This window comes from Pseudoalteromonas sp. S1608, assembly GCF_005887265.1.
Lineage (GTDB): Bacteria > Pseudomonadota > Gammaproteobacteria > Enterobacterales > Alteromonadaceae > Pseudoalteromonas > Pseudoalteromonas undina.
Genome location: NZ_PNDK01000048.1, coordinates 39,323 through 55,797, shown reverse-complemented (window position 1 = coordinate 55,797; position 16,475 = coordinate 39,323). Strand labels below are relative to the sequence as shown.

Sequence of the window (16,475 nt, the reverse complement as noted above, 5' to 3'; positions counted from 1 at the left end):
TTACTAACTTTTAGTCTGATAGGTAGTAGGAGCATGTAGGATCTTTTTTAATCGTGGCGCGAAGTTTGTAACCTCGTGGGCAGTTGATAACTGCTCATGCGTTATTCTACTGGCTTACATCCATGTAAGAATAAGTAAAAACCGAGCAAAGTTTTCGCGTCTTGCTAACGCTCCTTACCTACATTCAGTGGGCAACAAAGAGTAAATCCACCCTAGGGAAGAGCTCATGGGCAGCGCCTGTTTGGCATTGATGCAGCGTTATTGCCTAAATGCCAAACAGATTACTACAAATCTAACCTTAAAAGACCAACAGACCCTAGTTAAATAATTTAAATAGCATGCAAAAAACTAGAGGTGTTATTTATTCAATATTGACCTGAACGCTGCTTACTTGATTATCGTAGGTCGCTGAAACAATAAAACTACCAGCGCTATTCGTTTTACTGGTTAATCTATAAACCGCATTCTCTGTACCGGCGCTAATTAATTTTGTAGTTACCAAACTGCTTCCATTAATGCTCCAATCAGCAAATTCAGTTACATTCACACTTGAAGTTTCATCACTGCCATTAGCCGTCAGTGTGAGATTAATTGAACCAAGAGGGGTCATAGTTAATACTGAACTGCCATCATTTATTTGAAGATCATTTAAATCATCAGAACCATCGACTGTTACTGTAATAATTTTCTGCTTGTTGCCACAGCTGCCAATTAATTGAGTTTCACCAGATTTGAGCGCAACAAGCGTTCCTTTGTTTTCGCCTTCATCTGTTATACCAATATAACGGGTTTCTACTTGCGACCAAGTAATAGTATCGTTAATTGTATTAGGTTCTTGCGTTACCAAAGAGGCAATTGCACTAACTTGAATGCGATCGCCAATATTAAGATCGATCTGTTCAGTTGGCTCATCATTAACTAAAATATCGATAGACTCTAAATTTTTAGGATCTGCTTTCACTGTCAGCTTACCAAGAACATTGTCTATTTTAGCTGTAATAGTTGTATCTTCAACATCAGGAGCGGATGTAAATAATAAGCCGTCAGAGTTGATTGTTGCAGTACTGCCATTATCAACAGCAAAACTTAAGCCTCTAATGGTATTTAATGATGTATATCCATCAGCATAGGTAAGATCGGCTGATAATTGCGCAGGTATACATGTATTAATGTAATCAATGTTAGAAGCGGCTGTTTTTAAGTTAATTTCAGTGACTGCGACATCACTTACTGAAACCTCACCTTCACCTGAGATATCATTGATGGTAGTTCCTGTGATAGATACAGTCCCTTGGTTTGCTGTAGTACTCGAAACTGCATTTACAACACCATTACTATTTACAGTTGCAATAGTCGGATCGTTAGATTCCCAGGTTAACTCACTAGTAATGTCGCGCGTGTCACCATTACTATCTATACCCGTAGCACTTAATTGTAATGTCTCACCTGGCTTTAAGCGTTGTTGATCTCCAACTATCTTAACAGATTCAATAATGGTGCCTTCAGAACGAAGTTTGTCTAACTGTATTGCTTTTGCAAGATCCGTTGTATCACTTTCAGAGCCGCAACCCGTAACGCTGATAATAAATAATGTGGTTACAGATAATTTAAAAAAACTGTGTGTATTAATCATATTTCTATTGCTTCCTTTCATATATAACTAAAAGTGATAAACAAAGCCTAAGGTATAACCTATTATTTCAATATCATCACCTTTGAAAAGGGATTGATAACCAAGTCTTATTTGAGTGTTTTCTAAATAAGGAATTTGCTGGTGCATTGCGACTCCCCAAGAAAAACCATCATATTTATAATCACCATTTATTGATGTGGAAGGATTAGACACAACAACTTGATTTTTTGCATAACCCAATGAAACGTCCAGACCAAAGCCATTGACTACATCAGATTGCATAACAAAATATAGGGCTAAGCTTTTGTCTAAATTTAACTCTGTATTATAAATATTATCACTTGTATTTGATGCTAGGTAATGCGCTTCAAAAGCCATGTTATTGTTACTGATACCAGCACGTATCAATGCACCTTTAGGGGTCGCGTTTTCATTACTTATTTTGATATCACTCATCATGTAGTCAACACCAATATAAGGGGTATCTGCAAAACTACTGAATGATGCGCTAAGTAAAAGTAGAGTAAGAACTTTTTCCATAAATTTAAACTTTTAATCCATCTATATTTTGGGGCGTATATTATAAGAGCACTTTGTATTAATCAAGCCGATCAATTCACTCAATACGTAATTAATAATACTGTTACCAATACAGCATTATTATTTAAAATTTTATCGATCTAAGAACATAATTAAGTGTGTAAGGCAGCTTAAGTAGCACCTTACACATTAGCGTTTATTCAATACCAATAAAGCCGCCAGTTTGATGTGCCCACAGTGCAGCGTAAATGCCGCCTTGGGCAATTAACTCATCGTGACTGCCTTGCTCTACAACGCCACCTTCATCAAGCACAATAAGCCTGTCCATTTGTGCAATGGTTGATAATCGGTGTGCAATAGCAATAACCGTTTTGCCTGTCATTAAATCATCTAAGCTTGCTTGAATAGCTGCTTCTACCTCTGAGTCTAAAGCGCTGGTGGCTTCATCAAGTATAAGAATAGGCGCGTTTTTAAGTAACACCCGAGCAATCGCAATCCGCTGGCGTTGCCCGCCCGAGAGGGTTACTCCTCGTTCGCCCACTTGTGCCTCAAAGCCTTTATTGCCTTTGCTGTCTTCTAAATCGTTTATAAAATCGAGCGCTTTGGCTTGTTTGGTCGCATCGAGCATTTCCGCTTCTGTGGCATCGGGTCTGCCGTATAAAATGTTATCTTTTACTGAGCGATGTAGTAGGGATGTATCTTGGGTAACCATAGCAATATAACGGCGAAGGCTTTCTTGGCTTACATCAGTTATATTTTGGCCATCAATACTAATACAGCCTTTGTCTGTATCGTAAAAACGTAGCAACAAGTTAACTAATGTGGATTTACCCGCGCCAGAGCGACCCACTAAGCCAATTTTTTCGCCCGGTTTAATATTTAAGTTTAAACCGTTAATTACTGGACCTCGGTTATTTTCATTAGCGGCTTTACCATAATTAAAGTGTACATTGTTAAAGTCGATTGCCCCTTGAGTTACTTTTAAACTATCGGCTTTTGGCTTGTCATCAACCGCAATCGGGTTTGAAAGGGTGCGCATGCCATCGGCTACGGTACCAATGTTTTCAAATAAGCTGCTAATTTCCCACATGATCCATTGGGCCATACCATTAAGCCTTAACGACAAACTCAATGCTACTGCAATAGCCCCCGCACTAATGGCACTTAACGACCATAAATACAAAGACACCGCTGCCACCGAAAATACCAGTAAATAGTTCAAGCTTTGAATAACCACGTTAAGGCTGGTTACTAAACGCATTTGTTTATATACAGGCTGTAAAAATACGTCCATGCTTTGTTTTGCATATTGCTCTTCGCGTTGGGTGTAAGAAAACAGCTTAATGGTTGAAATATTGGTGTAGCTATCAACAATACGGCCAGTCATTTCTGAGCGTGCATCAGCTTGTGAGCTCGCAATGCTTTTTAACCGTGGTACAAAGTAAATTTGCACGCAAATATATAATGCTAACCACACTAATAACGGCAGCATTAAGCGCCAATCTGAGGCGGCTACTAAAAACACCATTGAGCCAAAATAAACGGCAATGTACATCAATACGTCAAGTAACTTAGTGACTGACTCACGCACGGCCAATGAGGTTTGAAGTACTTTAGTGGCTATTCTTCCGGCAAATTCATTTTGATAAAAGCTAACACTTTGGCGTAATAAATAACGGTGCGCTAACCAACGTATCGACATCGGATAGTTGCCCAACAGTGCTTGATGTAAAATAGCCGACCTGAAAAAGACTACCATGGGCATCACGACCAAGAGCATTAACCCCATCTTTATTAATTCGGATTGTTGCTGTGAAAATAGCTCGTTAGGGGTGTACTCGCCGAGCCAGTCAACCAGTTGCCCCATGTAACTAAATAAAGACACTTCTAAAATAGCTAATAATGCGGCACTGAGCGACATAAGCACTAAAGACAGTTCCATGCCTTTGGTGTAATGGCGGCAAAAGGCAAATAAGGTGTTAGGAGGCTGAGATGGAGAACGCTCCGGGAACGGTTTAGTCATCCGTTCAAATAATCGATACATATTAGAAGCTTATTAAGTATTTATAGAGGTATCCCACTATACCATTGTAAAGCGCAAAGGCGCAGTGGGAATGAGGTATTTAGCTGTTATCTTAAGTTAACGATTTACAGTTTTGTATGACCGGTTTTATTTTTTACCAGCCAGTAAGATATACCTAAGGCTAAAGTCACTAATGCAAGGCCAATAATTTGCTCTGAGGTCACTAATTTTAAATCTAAAACAATAATTTTACGCGCCACAGCCATTAGTGCGGTGGCAATGACCAGCTCAACCGGAAGTGAACTGGAGCCTAAATATAAACGAATATTGGTAAATATTTCTACCGCAATAAGCACCACCATAAAAGCACCAAAGGTTTGCAGAATGTCTTCAATGTTTAATAAAAAGTAAGGGGGAGAGCTCAATCGCATATATAAAACATATACTACATCAGCAATACTCCAAAAAATAACTAGCACCATGAGCACCGCTAATATTTTAATAGCAAAGCGAATCGCATGATGTAAATACTGCATAAGCGGGTCAACATGATCCTCAGGTAATTCTTCGTGTTTCTTCATATTTTTAGAGCACCTTATTATTTTTAAACAGGGTATATAAAATGATAGCTGATTATCTTTTAATATACGTACAAAACAGCATAAGTGATTATTTTTATTAAACTAGGAACCGAGCAAGCGATAGCTAAACTAAGCGTGTTAATTAAATGTAATTTAACTTGAGGTTTTTAACGTTTATCTCAAATGCATTGCTGTATACCTGCAGAGCTGTCATTTTAAAAACATCAACAATAAGGATTAAACTGCTATGTCAATTTCACCTTTAAAGTTAGTTACTCGGATTATTAAGTATAGTGCGGTTGCATCTGTTTGTAGCGCGTCATTTTATAGTGTGGCGGCACAAACCACACAACAAGCATCATTGCACAATATTGCAGATCAAATTTCAGCGCAGCGTATTGGAGATGATATTCAAACGTTAGTGGATTTTGGTACCCGCCATACTTTATCTGAAACTAAATCGAATACCCGTGGTATTGGCGCGGCAAGACGCTGGATAAAAAAAGAATTTGAAGCAATTTCGGCACAGTGTGGTGGCTGTTTAGAGATACTAGAAGTAAAACAAACCATCTCGGGTGAAAAGCGCATTCCTGACCCTGTGGAAGTGGTTAACATAATTGCGATTCAGCGCGGTAACACCGATCCTAACCGTATGGTGATGATGTCGGGAGATATAGACTCACGCGTTAGTGATGTTATGGATTTTACTAGCGATTCACCTGGGGCAAACGATAATGCATCAGGGGTTGCCGGTGTGATTGAAGCGGCACGGGTGTTATCGCAATATACATTTAATGGCTCAGTGGTATATGCAGCACTCTCAGGTGAAGAGCAAGGTTTATTTGGCGGTAAAATTTTAACTGCTTACGCACAAAAAAATAATTGGCAGGTTCATGGTGTTTTAAATAACGACATGATTGGTAACATTACCGGCATTAATGGCGTAACCGATAACACCACTGCACGTATTTTTTCTGAAGGTACGCGTGTAGTTGAAACTAAAGAACAAGCCCGTACTCGTCGTTTTACTGGCGGCGAAGTTGACTCAGCGAGCCGTAATTTAGCGCGTTACATAGACACCATTGCTGATAAATACATTGAGAACTTAGATACCATGCTGGTATATAGGCTCGACCGTTTTGCACGAGGCGGGCATCATCGTCCGTTTAATGATGCGGGTTTTGCGGCTGTGCGCATTATGGAAACCAACGAGCATTATGATCGCCAACACCAAGACTTGCGCACCGAAAATGGGGTAGTGTACGGTGATACTATTGATGGGGTGGATTTTGATTACGCCGCAAAACTTACCTCGTTAAATGCGGTAAGCCTTGCGTCAATGGCGTGGGCTCCTACGCCACCAAAAGAGGTGAAAATTAGTGGGGCCGTACGCGCCAGTACCACTCTTTCTTGGCAGCCAACAGAGGATAAAAATGTCGCGGGCTATCGTATATACTGGCGCTATACTAGTGAACCACAATGGCAATACAGTCAATGGGTTGATAAGGTCAGTGAATTTACCCTAAAAAATGTGGTTATTGATAATTACTATTTTGGAGTTGCTAGCGTGAATAAACAGGGGATTGAGTCGCCAGTGGTATTCCCTGGTGCTGTGGGTTCGTTTGATCACAATATAAAGTAAGTGTACTTTGCTTAAAAACCCAGCAAACAGCTGTGAATAAGGTGTTAAGCATGCTATTTATGCTTGCGCCTTATTTGTTATGCCCTTAAAGTGTAAACAAAGAAGTAAAAAGGTTATTAAAATGCAGCAACAAGAACAAAAACCATTAACACCAGAGCAGCAAGCTGAACTTCAGCAACAAGAAATTCAATGGCAGCGCGAATGTTTTCAAAATGCGCAAAAACATTTAGCTGAAAAAGGTATTATGCCTAAAACCTTGCTTGAAAAAGAAAGCCGTTTTTTAGCACCTTTATGCGCACTTTGGAAATTTAAAGCGCAAAACGGTAAAAGCTACTGGGTGATCACCGGTCGTTTACCAACCGATCATGCTGAAGCGTCTGCAGCAAAAGATGCACGCGATGCCATGCGTTATTTTTCATTGCAGTGGCAGTTAAAAGCCGACCAAATTATTACAGCGGGTGCACGAGATAAAACCCAAGCCGACTTTGCAAACTTACTTATAAATCGTGCTCACGGCTTATATGAAATGCATGAAAATGAGCAGCTTTGGGCAAAAGAACCAGCTTAAAATAAAGGTAATTAATCTTTAAAAAAACCTAACTTAGTTACCTAAGTTAGGTTTTTTTTCAGCTATACCCTTGCAAGAAGCTTAATACGCGCTATCTACTCGCACCGTGTTATTGGTTAAGTAGATCAGGCGAACATTATCCCCTTGGTGAAAACGCATAGCGGGATCGCTGTCTTGTACCACCATAAATTGCTCTCCACTTTCTACTTGTATCAGTAATTCAACGAGCTGTGTGTGTTCATAGCGCTGTGTTTGCTGCTGATTATGAGCAACGTTACCACCAATCACCGATCCTAAAATAGTCGCTACAGTTCGACCACTGCCGCCGCCAAACTGGTTACCAATAACACCGCCTAGTAAGGCACCGCCAAAGGTTTTCCAGCCGTTACTTTTGTCTTGTACTAATTGTTGCTCTGTAATAGTGCGCACCGACTTTACTTTACCAAATAGTACTTGCTGTACAGGAACGGCTTTATTTCGTTCGTACTTGGCAAACGTTGGGGCACTTACTACTAATAAAGCGCATAAAATTAAGCTAAGCGTTTTCATAATTCGCTCCTGTTATTACCAACCAAACGTTGATTTTTCACGCGTCTTACGAATTTCAGTTTCGTCAGCCCATTCAACAAGGCCGCTTTGCATATCCATTAAACGCATTGTAAATTTGTAGTACACATCGGCTTTATCTGCATTAGATTTAACAATGCTTGATAGGTTACCGTACAGCATATATTGCGCACCAATTTGCTTACCAAAAGCCACCGCAGTACTTGGGTTGACTAAGGCGTCTTCGTTTTGAAATGTAATTTGCTCACGAACCGCCTCTACACGGGTCATATCAACAAATCTAAATTTGCCGCTACGCAGTAATTGAGTAGAGATTGAGTCGGTGATTGATTCTGTATCTATGTGTTCACTGGTTTTATTTTTAATACGCTCTACAAATACCACAGGGCGTGTATTGGCGGTCATAGTACCAACCACAGGCGAACTAAGCAGAGAGTCGGTCATTTGCGAGGCAACTTTTTGTAAGTCAGTAGAGCCAAAGTTTATATCTGTGGTTTCTACGGCTTGGGCATCACCATAGCTGACAACAGCTTTGTTGGCACAGCCTGCAAGTGTCAGTGCCGCTAAGCCTAAAATTGCATAACTAGACAGTGATTTAAATTGTTTATTGATCATCATGATTTCCTTTAATCTTTAAATTCTTGTGCGTCGGTTGAAACTTCTCTTACAGCTAATGAGAAGGTAACGGCATTAGAGCTAGGTGCTAGTCCTGCAAGCTGAGTTTTAGCAAAGCCAAATAATTTTAGGGCTTGCCACGGTGAGTGGTTGCCTTTAATAACAAAGCCATCTTTATCAAACCAGTTAAATTGATACTGTAAGTATTGCGATTTTTTATAGGTACTCGCTAAAGTAACTACCACGTCGGTAAGGTTATTTGTTTGACGCGTTTTTACATCACTTATTAAAAGCTTTTTAGCTAATTGTGGATTATTAACATTGAGCTGCTCTTTGTAAGCGTTGGCAGTTTGCTCAACCCCAATACCTGAGGTTACAGGTCGGCTGCTACACGCGCTGAGCATAATTAACGCAATAAAGGGAAGTATGTATTTCATGATGGCTCCTAAAGTTGCACTACATGGGAGTTAAAATAGTTATTAACAGAGGTTAGGTAGATTAACGTTAACCCTTGCTTACTAACGGTAAAATTTATTGGCGGTTGCGAGCCAACGTTTAGAGTATGTTCGCCTGCTTTTACTGCGCTGCGGGCAAGGCTGATCTGATTAGGCAGGGTAAGCCAACTACGCGTATCTGCTTGCTCAGATGCAAGATTATACAAATTTGCCAAAATGTTCCCCACATCACCGGCACTGCGCGCAAGCTCTGCACGCATTTTTTCTTTAGCGACAAGACGTAATATTTGCCTAGAAACACGCCCAGCTACTTGCTGCTCTAACGTTTTAGCGGCCAGTGCCTCTAAATGCACTAACGGACTTAATGCTAATACTTGGTTATTAACTTTTATATTATTCACGGCGCTGCTGTAGGCGTTATTTATATAAACGGGCATTGCTAAGCTATAAAAGCGGGCATCCCCCTGCGAAGTATAAATAGGCAATCGCAATTTAAACTCGTGCTGTTTTGGTATTAGGCCTTGTTCAAATAATATAACCACTTCGCCTTGATTTTTATCTATGGTGTTTACTTCACCAAACTGTCGCTTAAATTGTTTGTAGTCATCCGCAAAGCCTTGCTGCTTAGCAAGGCGCAATATATCTTGCTGTAAATACTGATTATTAGGTTGTATTTCGAGTGCTTTTTTATAGTCTATATAGGCATCATCGCCTTGCTTTGCCGTTTCATATAACAACCCTGATAAGTAAAACGTGTACGCATTTTGAAAGCCATTTTTTACCGAGCGAGTTAAATTATCCATGCCTGGGTAGTGTTGCTGTGCTTGAGCAACGGCATTATCAAACTCGCTTTGATTATCGAGTAGTGCATCAACTTGTACTTTATTGGCACGGCGTATTTCAACTAACGCGCTCTCAATATCGCGTTTATAAACATAATTAAGTGCTTTGTAGCTATGCAACATACTCATTTCGTAGGCTGGTGGGATATAACCTATTGCTGAATCGTTAGTTAACAGCGCATTACTTTGTTCAAGCCCTGCACTTACTTGTATTTTGGCTGCTTGGCGCTTTGCTTGCATCTGTTGGTAGACAGTTTCAAAATATGTTTGCGCACTATCTGGATTATTAGCTAAATCAGCAATACGCCCTTGCTCTAATTGGTTCAGTAAATAATTACTGTGGGCTTTACTGTTGGTTTTTATAAGGGTGCGTGCATTTTCAATATTATTATTGCTAATAGCTTGCCTAACAGGGGTGGTGTTTGTGGCATAATCATTAAACAAGTCGTTAAAGCCAATAGTGCTGCAACCACTTACGATAAAGCAAAAACTGAAAATTAAAATGTGACGCACACGCACTCCTTTTATCTATTTTATAAGGTTAACACATGGCTTATAAATGTAGGTGTGAAAGATTGTAAAAAAGCGTAGTGTATAAACATTAAAGCTTTATCATTAAAAAATAACCATATTAACGTTTACAACAATGGACGCTAATTTAATCTGTATATAAATACGGTATATATTTATCAACACGTTAGGAATTTATTTGAAAGCCACTCTGTTTACTATTATCGCGTTAGTTGCCTTTGCTGCCAATTCGTTATTGTGTCGCTTAGCATTAGCTCAAGGTTATATTGATGCGTGGAATTTCACTGTTATACGGCTTCTCAGCGGGGCGGTGTGTTTGGCTATTATTATGCTGCTCTATACAAAGCAATTAAATAAAAAAGCACAATTAAGTAGCTCCGTTATTAACGATATCGGAAGCTGGCGAAGCAGTGTGAGCTTGCTGATATATGCGCTGTGTTTTTCTATAGCTTATATAGAGCTAGATACCGGTATGGGCGCGCTTATTTTATTCTCCGCGGTGCAATTTACCATGATCGGCTGGGGCATCTATAAGCAAGAGCGCTTAACCGCTGTGCAATGGCTTGCATTTATTGTGGCGTTTGTGGCTTTTGTTTATTTAATGCTGCCTTCGCAAACAGCGCCACCGGTAATGGCGGCAGTATTAATGAGCATAAGTGGCGTGGCATGGGGAATATACAGTATTAGAGGCAAAGCGTGTGTGTCACCACTTAGGGCCACCACTTATAACTTTATTCGCAGCTTATTAGTGCTACCTATTTTAATTGTGGTGGGTATGAGCCAGCTTAAAAATGTACGTATGGAAGGGGTGTTACTTGCAATAGCCTCAGGTGCCATCGCATCAGGCGTAGGTTATAGTATTTGGTATGTGGCTATGCCTTTATTAAAAAGCACGCATGCAGCTATAGTGCAGTTATGCGTGCCCGTTTTGGCAGCTATTGCAGGAGCGGTGTTTTTATCAGAAACCTTAACTGTGCAATTTATGCTCCCCAGCAGTATCATTTTACTGGCTGTATTGGTTTTTACGTTAAATAAAAAAACTAACACCGCTTAGCAGGTGGGCTCACATTAAGCACAAAGCGTTCATATAAAGCAGGTAAGTGGGTTAAAATAGCGTCTTTACCTAATAAATCACTCTCTTTAATGCAGTTGTGTAATACCTCAACTGACAGGTGCCTCATAAGCTGCTCTGATTGAGCAATGTGGCTAATGTGCCAAAGTTCTGGGGCAACACCGCCTAAATCATGCTGATAAGGCCGATAAAATCCAAATTCTGCTAGGTGGGTGTCTAGCCATTGACTCAGTTCGGCAAAAGGTCCGCCATGCTGATATTCATCGGGGGTTAGTTGCAACTCATAGTCGTCACTCACTGCGCCTTTATCAAAAATATCTAAGTCAGTGCCTAAATGATGGCGACTTGCCCCTGGCAGTGCAGAGTACAGCATTATGGCGGTACATTTTTCAATATCACTCAGTGAATTTAGTTCAACGGCTTGTTGCGCTTTATTTAACACCACGCGCTTATTTGAAAATTTAGCATTCCAAATAGCCGATTGACGATTAAAATCCCGAAAGCTTGATGCAATACATAAATCAAAGCCAGCGGATGCAGCCGCTGATTGCAGTGCAACAAAGTCGTTGACAATATTGGTATGCAAATAATGGTTTTGTATGGCGACTAAGTGTGCATCACTTTGTCCGGTGATGCATTGTATGAGTTCTTTATTTGCAGTCATTAAGTTAACAGACGTTCTAATATTTGTTCATAAATATCGGCCAGCGCGATCAGGTCATCTGTGCTAACACACTCATCAACTTTATGAATTGTGGCGTTACGTGGCCCCAGCTCGATTACTTTAGCGCCGGTTTGAGCAATAAAGCGGCCATCTGATGTCCCACCTGTTGTTTCTAAATTAGTGGTTAAGCCAGTTACTGATTTAATCGCAGCGACGGTAGCATCAACTAACGGACCGTGATCGGTTAAAAACGGTAGGCCATTTACAATCCAATTTAGTTCGTAATTCAAATTGTGTTTTTGTAAAATCGCGTTCACTTTTTGTTGCAGCTGTTGATGAGTAACTTCGGTGCTAAACCTAAAGTTAAATTGTACTTCAAGCTCACCGGGGATCACATTACCGGCACCTGTGCCGCCATTAATGTTAGAGATTTGAAAGCTGGTGGCAGGAAAGAAGTCGTTACCCATATCCCACACAGTTTGGCTTAATTCGGTTAAAGCTGGCGTGGATAAATGAATTGGGTTTTGCGCTAAGTGTGGGTAGGCCACATGCCCTTGTATACCGGCTATAGTTAAAAAACCAGTTAGAGAACCACGACGACCATTTTTAACCACATCACCGAGTACATCGCGCGATGAAGGCTCACCAACAAGACACATATCAATTTTTTCACCGCGCTCTTCTAAAGTATCTATTACGCGGGTAGTGCCGTTGATAAAAGGGCCTTCTTCATCTGAGGTAATTAAAAACGAGATAGAGCCTTTATGATCTGGGTGCTTAGATACAAATCGCTCTGTGGCTACAACCATAGCTGCCAGTGAGCCTTTCATGTCGGCTGCGCCACGCCCATGTAATAAACCGTCTTCAATTAGGCCTGCAAAAGGCGGGTGCTGCCAATTTTTTTCAGGCCCTGTGGGCACCACATCGGTATGACCGGCAAAACAAAAGTGTGGTGATTGCGTGCCTTTTCGTGCCCAAGTATTGAGCGTGTCAGTAAAAAAGAGTGATTCAATGTCAAAGCCAATTGCACTTAGACGCTCATTCATCATGTGTTGGCAGCCTGCATCTTCAGGTGTAACCGACTCTCGCTGAATTAAAGCTTGGGCTAGGGTAATTACTGGATGGGTCATTATTTAAAGATCTCATTGTATTGTGCTGCTTTAAAACCTAAGTGATATTGCCCATCATTAATAAGAACAGGGCGTTTAATCATTGCAGGTTGTTCAACCAATATATCGATAGCAGTTTGCTTAGTTAAGCTTTGCTTTTGCTCATCCGACAGCGCTCTGTATGTTGTGCCACGTTTATTAACAAGTTGTTCCCAGTCAATATGCTCTGCAAAATCGCTAACCATATTATGATTAACGCCATCTTTACGATAGTCATGGAAAGTGAACGCGATGTCATTATCGCTTAGGTATTTTTTTGCTTTTTTAATAGTGTCGCAGTTGCTAATGCCATAGAGAGTGATCATAAACCTACTTCTTTTTGATAATAGTTAATAAGGTATCTACACCAGCATTGACCTGCGGGTGAGAATAATGAAAAGTGCCTAAGTCGTGGCCATTGAGTATGATAAGGCTAGCTAAAATAGGCGCATCGAGTTCACGCAAATCAAAGTAAGCGAGGCGCTGTCCTTTGGTTATTTTGCTGCCATTAAGCTGAGCAATATGAGTATGCGTGAGAGTTTGAGAATCGGGTACGGCTAAGTTTATTAATACTTTTAAGCCATTTTTAGCTTTTAGAATAAATTCGCACCCGCCGCTTTTAACTTGCAATAAAGTGCCATTAAATGGCGCTAACACTTTATGGCTGGTTAAGCTGACAATAATCCCTGGCCCCAAAGTTCCAAAGCGGAAAAAAGCTTCAGGATGCGCGTCCATCTGCATAACTTTGCCACTGAATGGGCTAGTTATTTGTATCGCGCTTCGGCCAATTTTATTTTTAGTTAAATAGCTAACGTCTTCAGATTTCATTATTAATTAAGTTACCACATTGTAGCCATCGGCTCTAAGAGCAGCCATCGCTTTGTTGACTGTTTGCTTTTTTACTAAGATATAGTCGGTGTCATAGGTTGAAATTGAAAAAATTGACACGCCAGCTCTTGCTAATACTCCTGAAATATTTGCCATAATACCGGTTAACGAAAACCCTAAGGGGCCAATTACTTCTAATGCTTGCCAATTCGATTCTGTATCTTGGCTATCAATTATAAAGTCATCAGGGCAAACGACCGAGAGTTCATCGTGCGTTTTTGAAATAAAAAATAATGGTTGCTTTAACAGGGCAGGAGGGATGTCGGCATCAAGCGCTAAACTATGAATTGATAAAACAGTGCTGTGTAATTGTAGTGTTTGTTTTGACATAAAACCCATCCCTAGCAGCAAGATAATAGCTTTATAGTATAGAGTATTGAATCTAAGTTAAAGGCCCAAACTGAGCCGTTGTTAAAGTTTTTATTAATTAAAAAATAATTGTCCACAATTTCTGTGGATAAGCTTGGGGGTTGTAAGGTATAAATAGCCTAACCTATTAATAAGTAATTAAAAAATGGCTAGGCTATAAAAAGGACATGTTAGTTAAAGGGGTTAATTAAGTGCCTCAGCTTGCGCTGCTTGAATGGCAGTTAAAGCAATGGTATACACTATGTCGTCAACTAATGCGCCACGGCTTAAGTCGTTAACTGGTTTACGCATCCCTTGCAGCATCGGACCAATACTGATCAAATCAGCGCTTCGTTGTACCGCTTTATAGGTGGTGTTGCCAGTATTTAAATCAGGGAATATAAATACCGTTGCTTTACCTGCAACAGGGCTGTTAGGTGCTTTTTTAATCGCTACACTTTCCATAATCGCTGCATCATATTGTAGTGGTCCATCTATAATTAGATCTGGGCGCTTTTGCTGGGCAAGCTTAGTTGCCGCTCGCACTTTTTCTACATCAGCCCCACTGCCTGAGTCACCGGTGCTGTAACTTATCATGGCTACGCGAGGTTCAATACCAAATGCTGCTGCTGAGTCGGCAGATTGAATTGCAATGTCAGCTAGTTGTTCGGCATTAGGATCGGGATTAATAGCGCAATCACCATAAACCAAAACCTGATCAGGCAATAGCATAAAGAATACAGAAGACACTAATGATGAACCTGGCGCGGTTTTAATTAACTGTAACGGTGGGCGAATAGTATTTGCAGTGGTGTTTACCGCACCCGATACCAGGCCATCGACTTTACCTTGCTCTAGCATCATAGTGCCAAGTACGACGTGATCTTGAAGTTGCTCTTGGGCGACTACTTCGGTAAGACCTTTATTTTTACGAATTTCCACCATAGGTGCTACGTAATCATTTATGATACTGCTTGGCTCAATTACAGTTACATGCTCGTTAAGCTCAATGCCTTGTTGCTCGGCTATACGTAGTATTTCATCACGGTCACCCAATAAAATTGTTTTAGCAATGCCCCGCTGGCCACAAATAGCGGCTGCTTTAATGGTTCTAGGTTCGTTACCCTCAGGCAGTACAATTGTTTTTTCGGCTTTTCGAGCTTTTTCAGTTAATAAATACCTAAAGGCAGGAGGGGATAGTTTTCGGGTTTTTCCCACACTTTTAGCTAAGGTATCTAACCAATCAGAATCTATATACTCTGCGTTATGATCTTTCACCTTTTCAATGCGCTGTTCATCATCGCTTGGTACTTCTAGGTTAAAGTTATGCAGTAATAACGAGGTGCGCCATGTGTCGCCTTCGGTTGCTAAAATAGGCAGCCCTGTTTGCATGGCTTGTTCGCACAGCGCCATGATGCGCGGCTCAGGCTCAAAGCCACCAGTGAGCAAAATAGCGCCTAGTTTAGTACCATTCATGGCAGACAAGCAGGCTGCAACCAATATATCTGAACGATCGCCTGGGGTGACCAATAACGCACCTGGGGTAAAGTAATTTAGAATATTTGATACCGTGCGGGCGCAAAAAGTAATGCGTCTTAGTCGACGATGCACCATGTCGCCTTCGTTAATAATAGTTGCTTTTAAATAGGCACTTAAATCTTTAACGCGCGGCGCGACCAGCTCAAAATCCCACGGAATGGCACCAAGTAACATAAAAGGATTTTTTCTAAAAATAGGTAAAGAGGCCAGACGGTTAAGCTCATTATCCAGTGCTTCTGGCTTGTAAGTATCGACTAAATCAGCGCGAGCACGACCTTCTTCATCTAGAGGGGCATTTACTTTATTGAAAATACAACCCAGCACACGAGGGTGATCTATGCCACCGTAATTTCCAGCAGCAATTTCAAGGCGATCTTCAATTTGGGTAATACTGTAATTCCCTGGGGTAAGCACAAATACAATATCGGCCCCTAAGGTTTGCGCAATTTCACGGTTTATGCGTCCCGCATAAGGTTGGCGACGAGTAGGCACCATTCCTTCTATTATAGCCACCTCGTCATCGTTGATCTTACTTTGAAAACGCTCAACAATTTCCTCTAATAAGTCATCACCTTTACCATCACCAATCATTTGCTCTGCGTAATCGAGCGCAAACGGTGTTGGCGGCTTAATTGGTGAGCCTTGAGTGACAATTTGGGTCGATTTTTCAGGGCCAGTTTCACCTGCACGCGGCTGGGCGATAGGTTTGAAAAAATTAACCTTAACCGTCTTTTGTTCCAGCGCTCTTACTAAACCAACTGATACTGAGGTTAAACCTACCCCTGTAGAGATAGGAACCAACATAATACGACGAGCCAT

At 40.8% G+C, this 16,475-nt stretch carries 17 protein-coding genes; 3 read left to right on the top strand and 14 right to left on the bottom strand.

From position 1 onward, the window contains the following. Nucleotides 1-361: 361 nt before the first annotated feature. The 4 genes from CWB75_RS16475 to CWB75_RS16460 all read right to left on the bottom strand — a co-directional run bounded on the left by CWB75_RS16475 (nucleotide 362) and on the right by CWB75_RS16460 (nucleotide 4,777). On the bottom strand, nucleotides 362-1,633 hold the full coding sequence (locus CWB75_RS16475) for an Ig-like domain-containing protein (RefSeq protein WP_171039129.1): 1,272 nt from the start codon (nucleotides 1,631-1,633) through the stop codon (nucleotides 362-364). 27 nt (nucleotides 1,634-1,660) lie between these two features. Continuing rightward, nucleotides 1,661-2,173, bottom strand: coding sequence for an outer membrane beta-barrel protein (locus tag CWB75_RS16470; RefSeq protein ID WP_138571226.1), 513 nt, complete (start codon nucleotides 2,171-2,173; stop codon nucleotides 1,661-1,663). Nucleotides 2,174-2,369: 196 nt separating this feature from the next. Next, the gene (locus CWB75_RS16465) at nucleotides 2,370-4,217 is read right to left on the bottom strand and encodes an ABC transporter ATP-binding protein (RefSeq protein WP_138571225.1); all 1,848 of its coding nucleotides are present in this window, start codon (nucleotides 4,215-4,217) and stop codon (nucleotides 2,370-2,372) included. A 104-nt stretch (nucleotides 4,218-4,321) separates the two neighbouring features. Then, nucleotides 4,322-4,777, bottom strand: a complete 456-nt coding sequence (locus CWB75_RS16460; protein WP_008110035.1) for a phosphate-starvation-inducible PsiE family protein — start codon at nucleotides 4,775-4,777, stop codon at nucleotides 4,322-4,324. 247 nt (nucleotides 4,778-5,024) lie between these two features. Here CWB75_RS16460 and CWB75_RS16455 point away from each other — a divergent pair, with 247 nt between their 5' ends. Continuing rightward, nucleotides 5,025-6,419, top strand: a complete 1,395-nt coding sequence (locus tag CWB75_RS16455) for a M28 family peptidase (RefSeq protein WP_138571224.1) — start codon at nucleotides 5,025-5,027, stop codon at nucleotides 6,417-6,419. Between the two features lie 121 nt (nucleotides 6,420-6,540). Then, nucleotides 6,541-6,987, top strand: coding sequence for a DUF4826 family protein (locus CWB75_RS16450; protein WP_008110031.1), 447 nt, complete (start codon nucleotides 6,541-6,543; stop codon nucleotides 6,985-6,987). Between the two features lie 81 nt (nucleotides 6,988-7,068). On the opposite strand, the gene CWB75_RS16445 is transcribed toward CWB75_RS16450, so the two are convergent. The 4 genes from CWB75_RS16445 to CWB75_RS16430 are packed head-to-tail and all read right to left on the bottom strand — an operon-like array spanning nucleotide 7,069 to nucleotide 9,979. After that, the gene (locus tag CWB75_RS16445; RefSeq protein ID WP_138571223.1) at nucleotides 7,069-7,536 is read right to left on the bottom strand and encodes an outer membrane lipoprotein; all 468 of its coding nucleotides are present in this window, start codon (nucleotides 7,534-7,536) and stop codon (nucleotides 7,069-7,071) included. A 15-nt stretch (nucleotides 7,537-7,551) separates the two neighbouring features. Next, nucleotides 7,552-8,169, bottom strand: a complete 618-nt coding sequence (gene lpoB / locus CWB75_RS16440) for a penicillin-binding protein activator LpoB (RefSeq protein ID WP_010389748.1) — start codon at nucleotides 8,167-8,169, stop codon at nucleotides 7,552-7,554. An 11-nt stretch (nucleotides 8,170-8,180) separates the two neighbouring features. Further along, nucleotides 8,181-8,606: a YcfL family putative periplasmic lipoprotein gene (locus tag CWB75_RS16435; protein ID WP_138571222.1), complete on the bottom strand. Its 426-nt coding sequence runs from the start codon at nucleotides 8,604-8,606 to the stop codon at nucleotides 8,181-8,183. 8 nt (nucleotides 8,607-8,614) lie between these two features. Next, the gene (locus CWB75_RS16430; RefSeq protein ID WP_138571221.1) at nucleotides 8,615-9,979 is read right to left on the bottom strand and encodes a COG3014 family protein; all 1,365 of its coding nucleotides are present in this window, start codon (nucleotides 9,977-9,979) and stop codon (nucleotides 8,615-8,617) included. Between the two features lie 196 nt (nucleotides 9,980-10,175). On the opposite strand from CWB75_RS16430, the gene CWB75_RS16425 reads away from it, so the two are divergent. Next, on the top strand, nucleotides 10,176-11,051 hold the full coding sequence (locus CWB75_RS16425) for a DMT family transporter (RefSeq protein WP_010389752.1): 876 nt from the start codon (nucleotides 10,176-10,178) through the stop codon (nucleotides 11,049-11,051). Here CWB75_RS16425 and CWB75_RS16420 read toward each other — a convergent pair. The 6 genes from CWB75_RS16420 to pta form a co-directional block, all read right to left on the bottom strand. Continuing rightward, nucleotides 11,038-11,733: a M15 family metallopeptidase gene (locus CWB75_RS16420; RefSeq protein WP_138571220.1), complete on the bottom strand. Its 696-nt coding sequence runs from the start codon at nucleotides 11,731-11,733 to the stop codon at nucleotides 11,038-11,040. The genes CWB75_RS16425 and CWB75_RS16420 overlap by 14 nt on opposite strands. Next, a complete protein-coding gene (gene dapE, locus CWB75_RS16415; protein ID WP_138571219.1) occupies nucleotides 11,733-12,863 on the bottom strand; it encodes a succinyl-diaminopimelate desuccinylase in 1,131 nt (376 codons plus the stop codon). The genes CWB75_RS16420 and dapE overlap by 1 nt, the downstream gene beginning before the upstream one ends. After that, on the bottom strand, nucleotides 12,863-13,207 hold the full coding sequence (locus tag CWB75_RS16410; RefSeq protein WP_138571218.1) for an ArsC family reductase: 345 nt from the start codon (nucleotides 13,205-13,207) through the stop codon (nucleotides 12,863-12,865). The genes dapE and CWB75_RS16410 overlap by 1 nt, the downstream gene beginning before the upstream one ends. A 4-nt stretch (nucleotides 13,208-13,211) precedes the next feature. Further along, nucleotides 13,212-13,709 (bottom strand): PTS glucose transporter subunit IIA, encoded by a 498-nt coding sequence (locus CWB75_RS16405; protein ID WP_008110014.1) that lies wholly within the window; start codon nucleotides 13,707-13,709, stop codon nucleotides 13,212-13,214. A 6-nt stretch (nucleotides 13,710-13,715) separates the two neighbouring features. Then, on the bottom strand, nucleotides 13,716-14,099 hold the full coding sequence (locus tag CWB75_RS16400; protein ID WP_010389757.1) for an ACT domain-containing protein: 384 nt from the start codon (nucleotides 14,097-14,099) through the stop codon (nucleotides 13,716-13,718). A gap of 222 nt (nucleotides 14,100-14,321) precedes the next feature. Beyond that, a complete protein-coding gene (gene pta, locus CWB75_RS16395) occupies nucleotides 14,322-16,475 on the bottom strand; it encodes a phosphate acetyltransferase (protein ID WP_054200797.1) in 2,154 nt (717 codons plus the stop codon).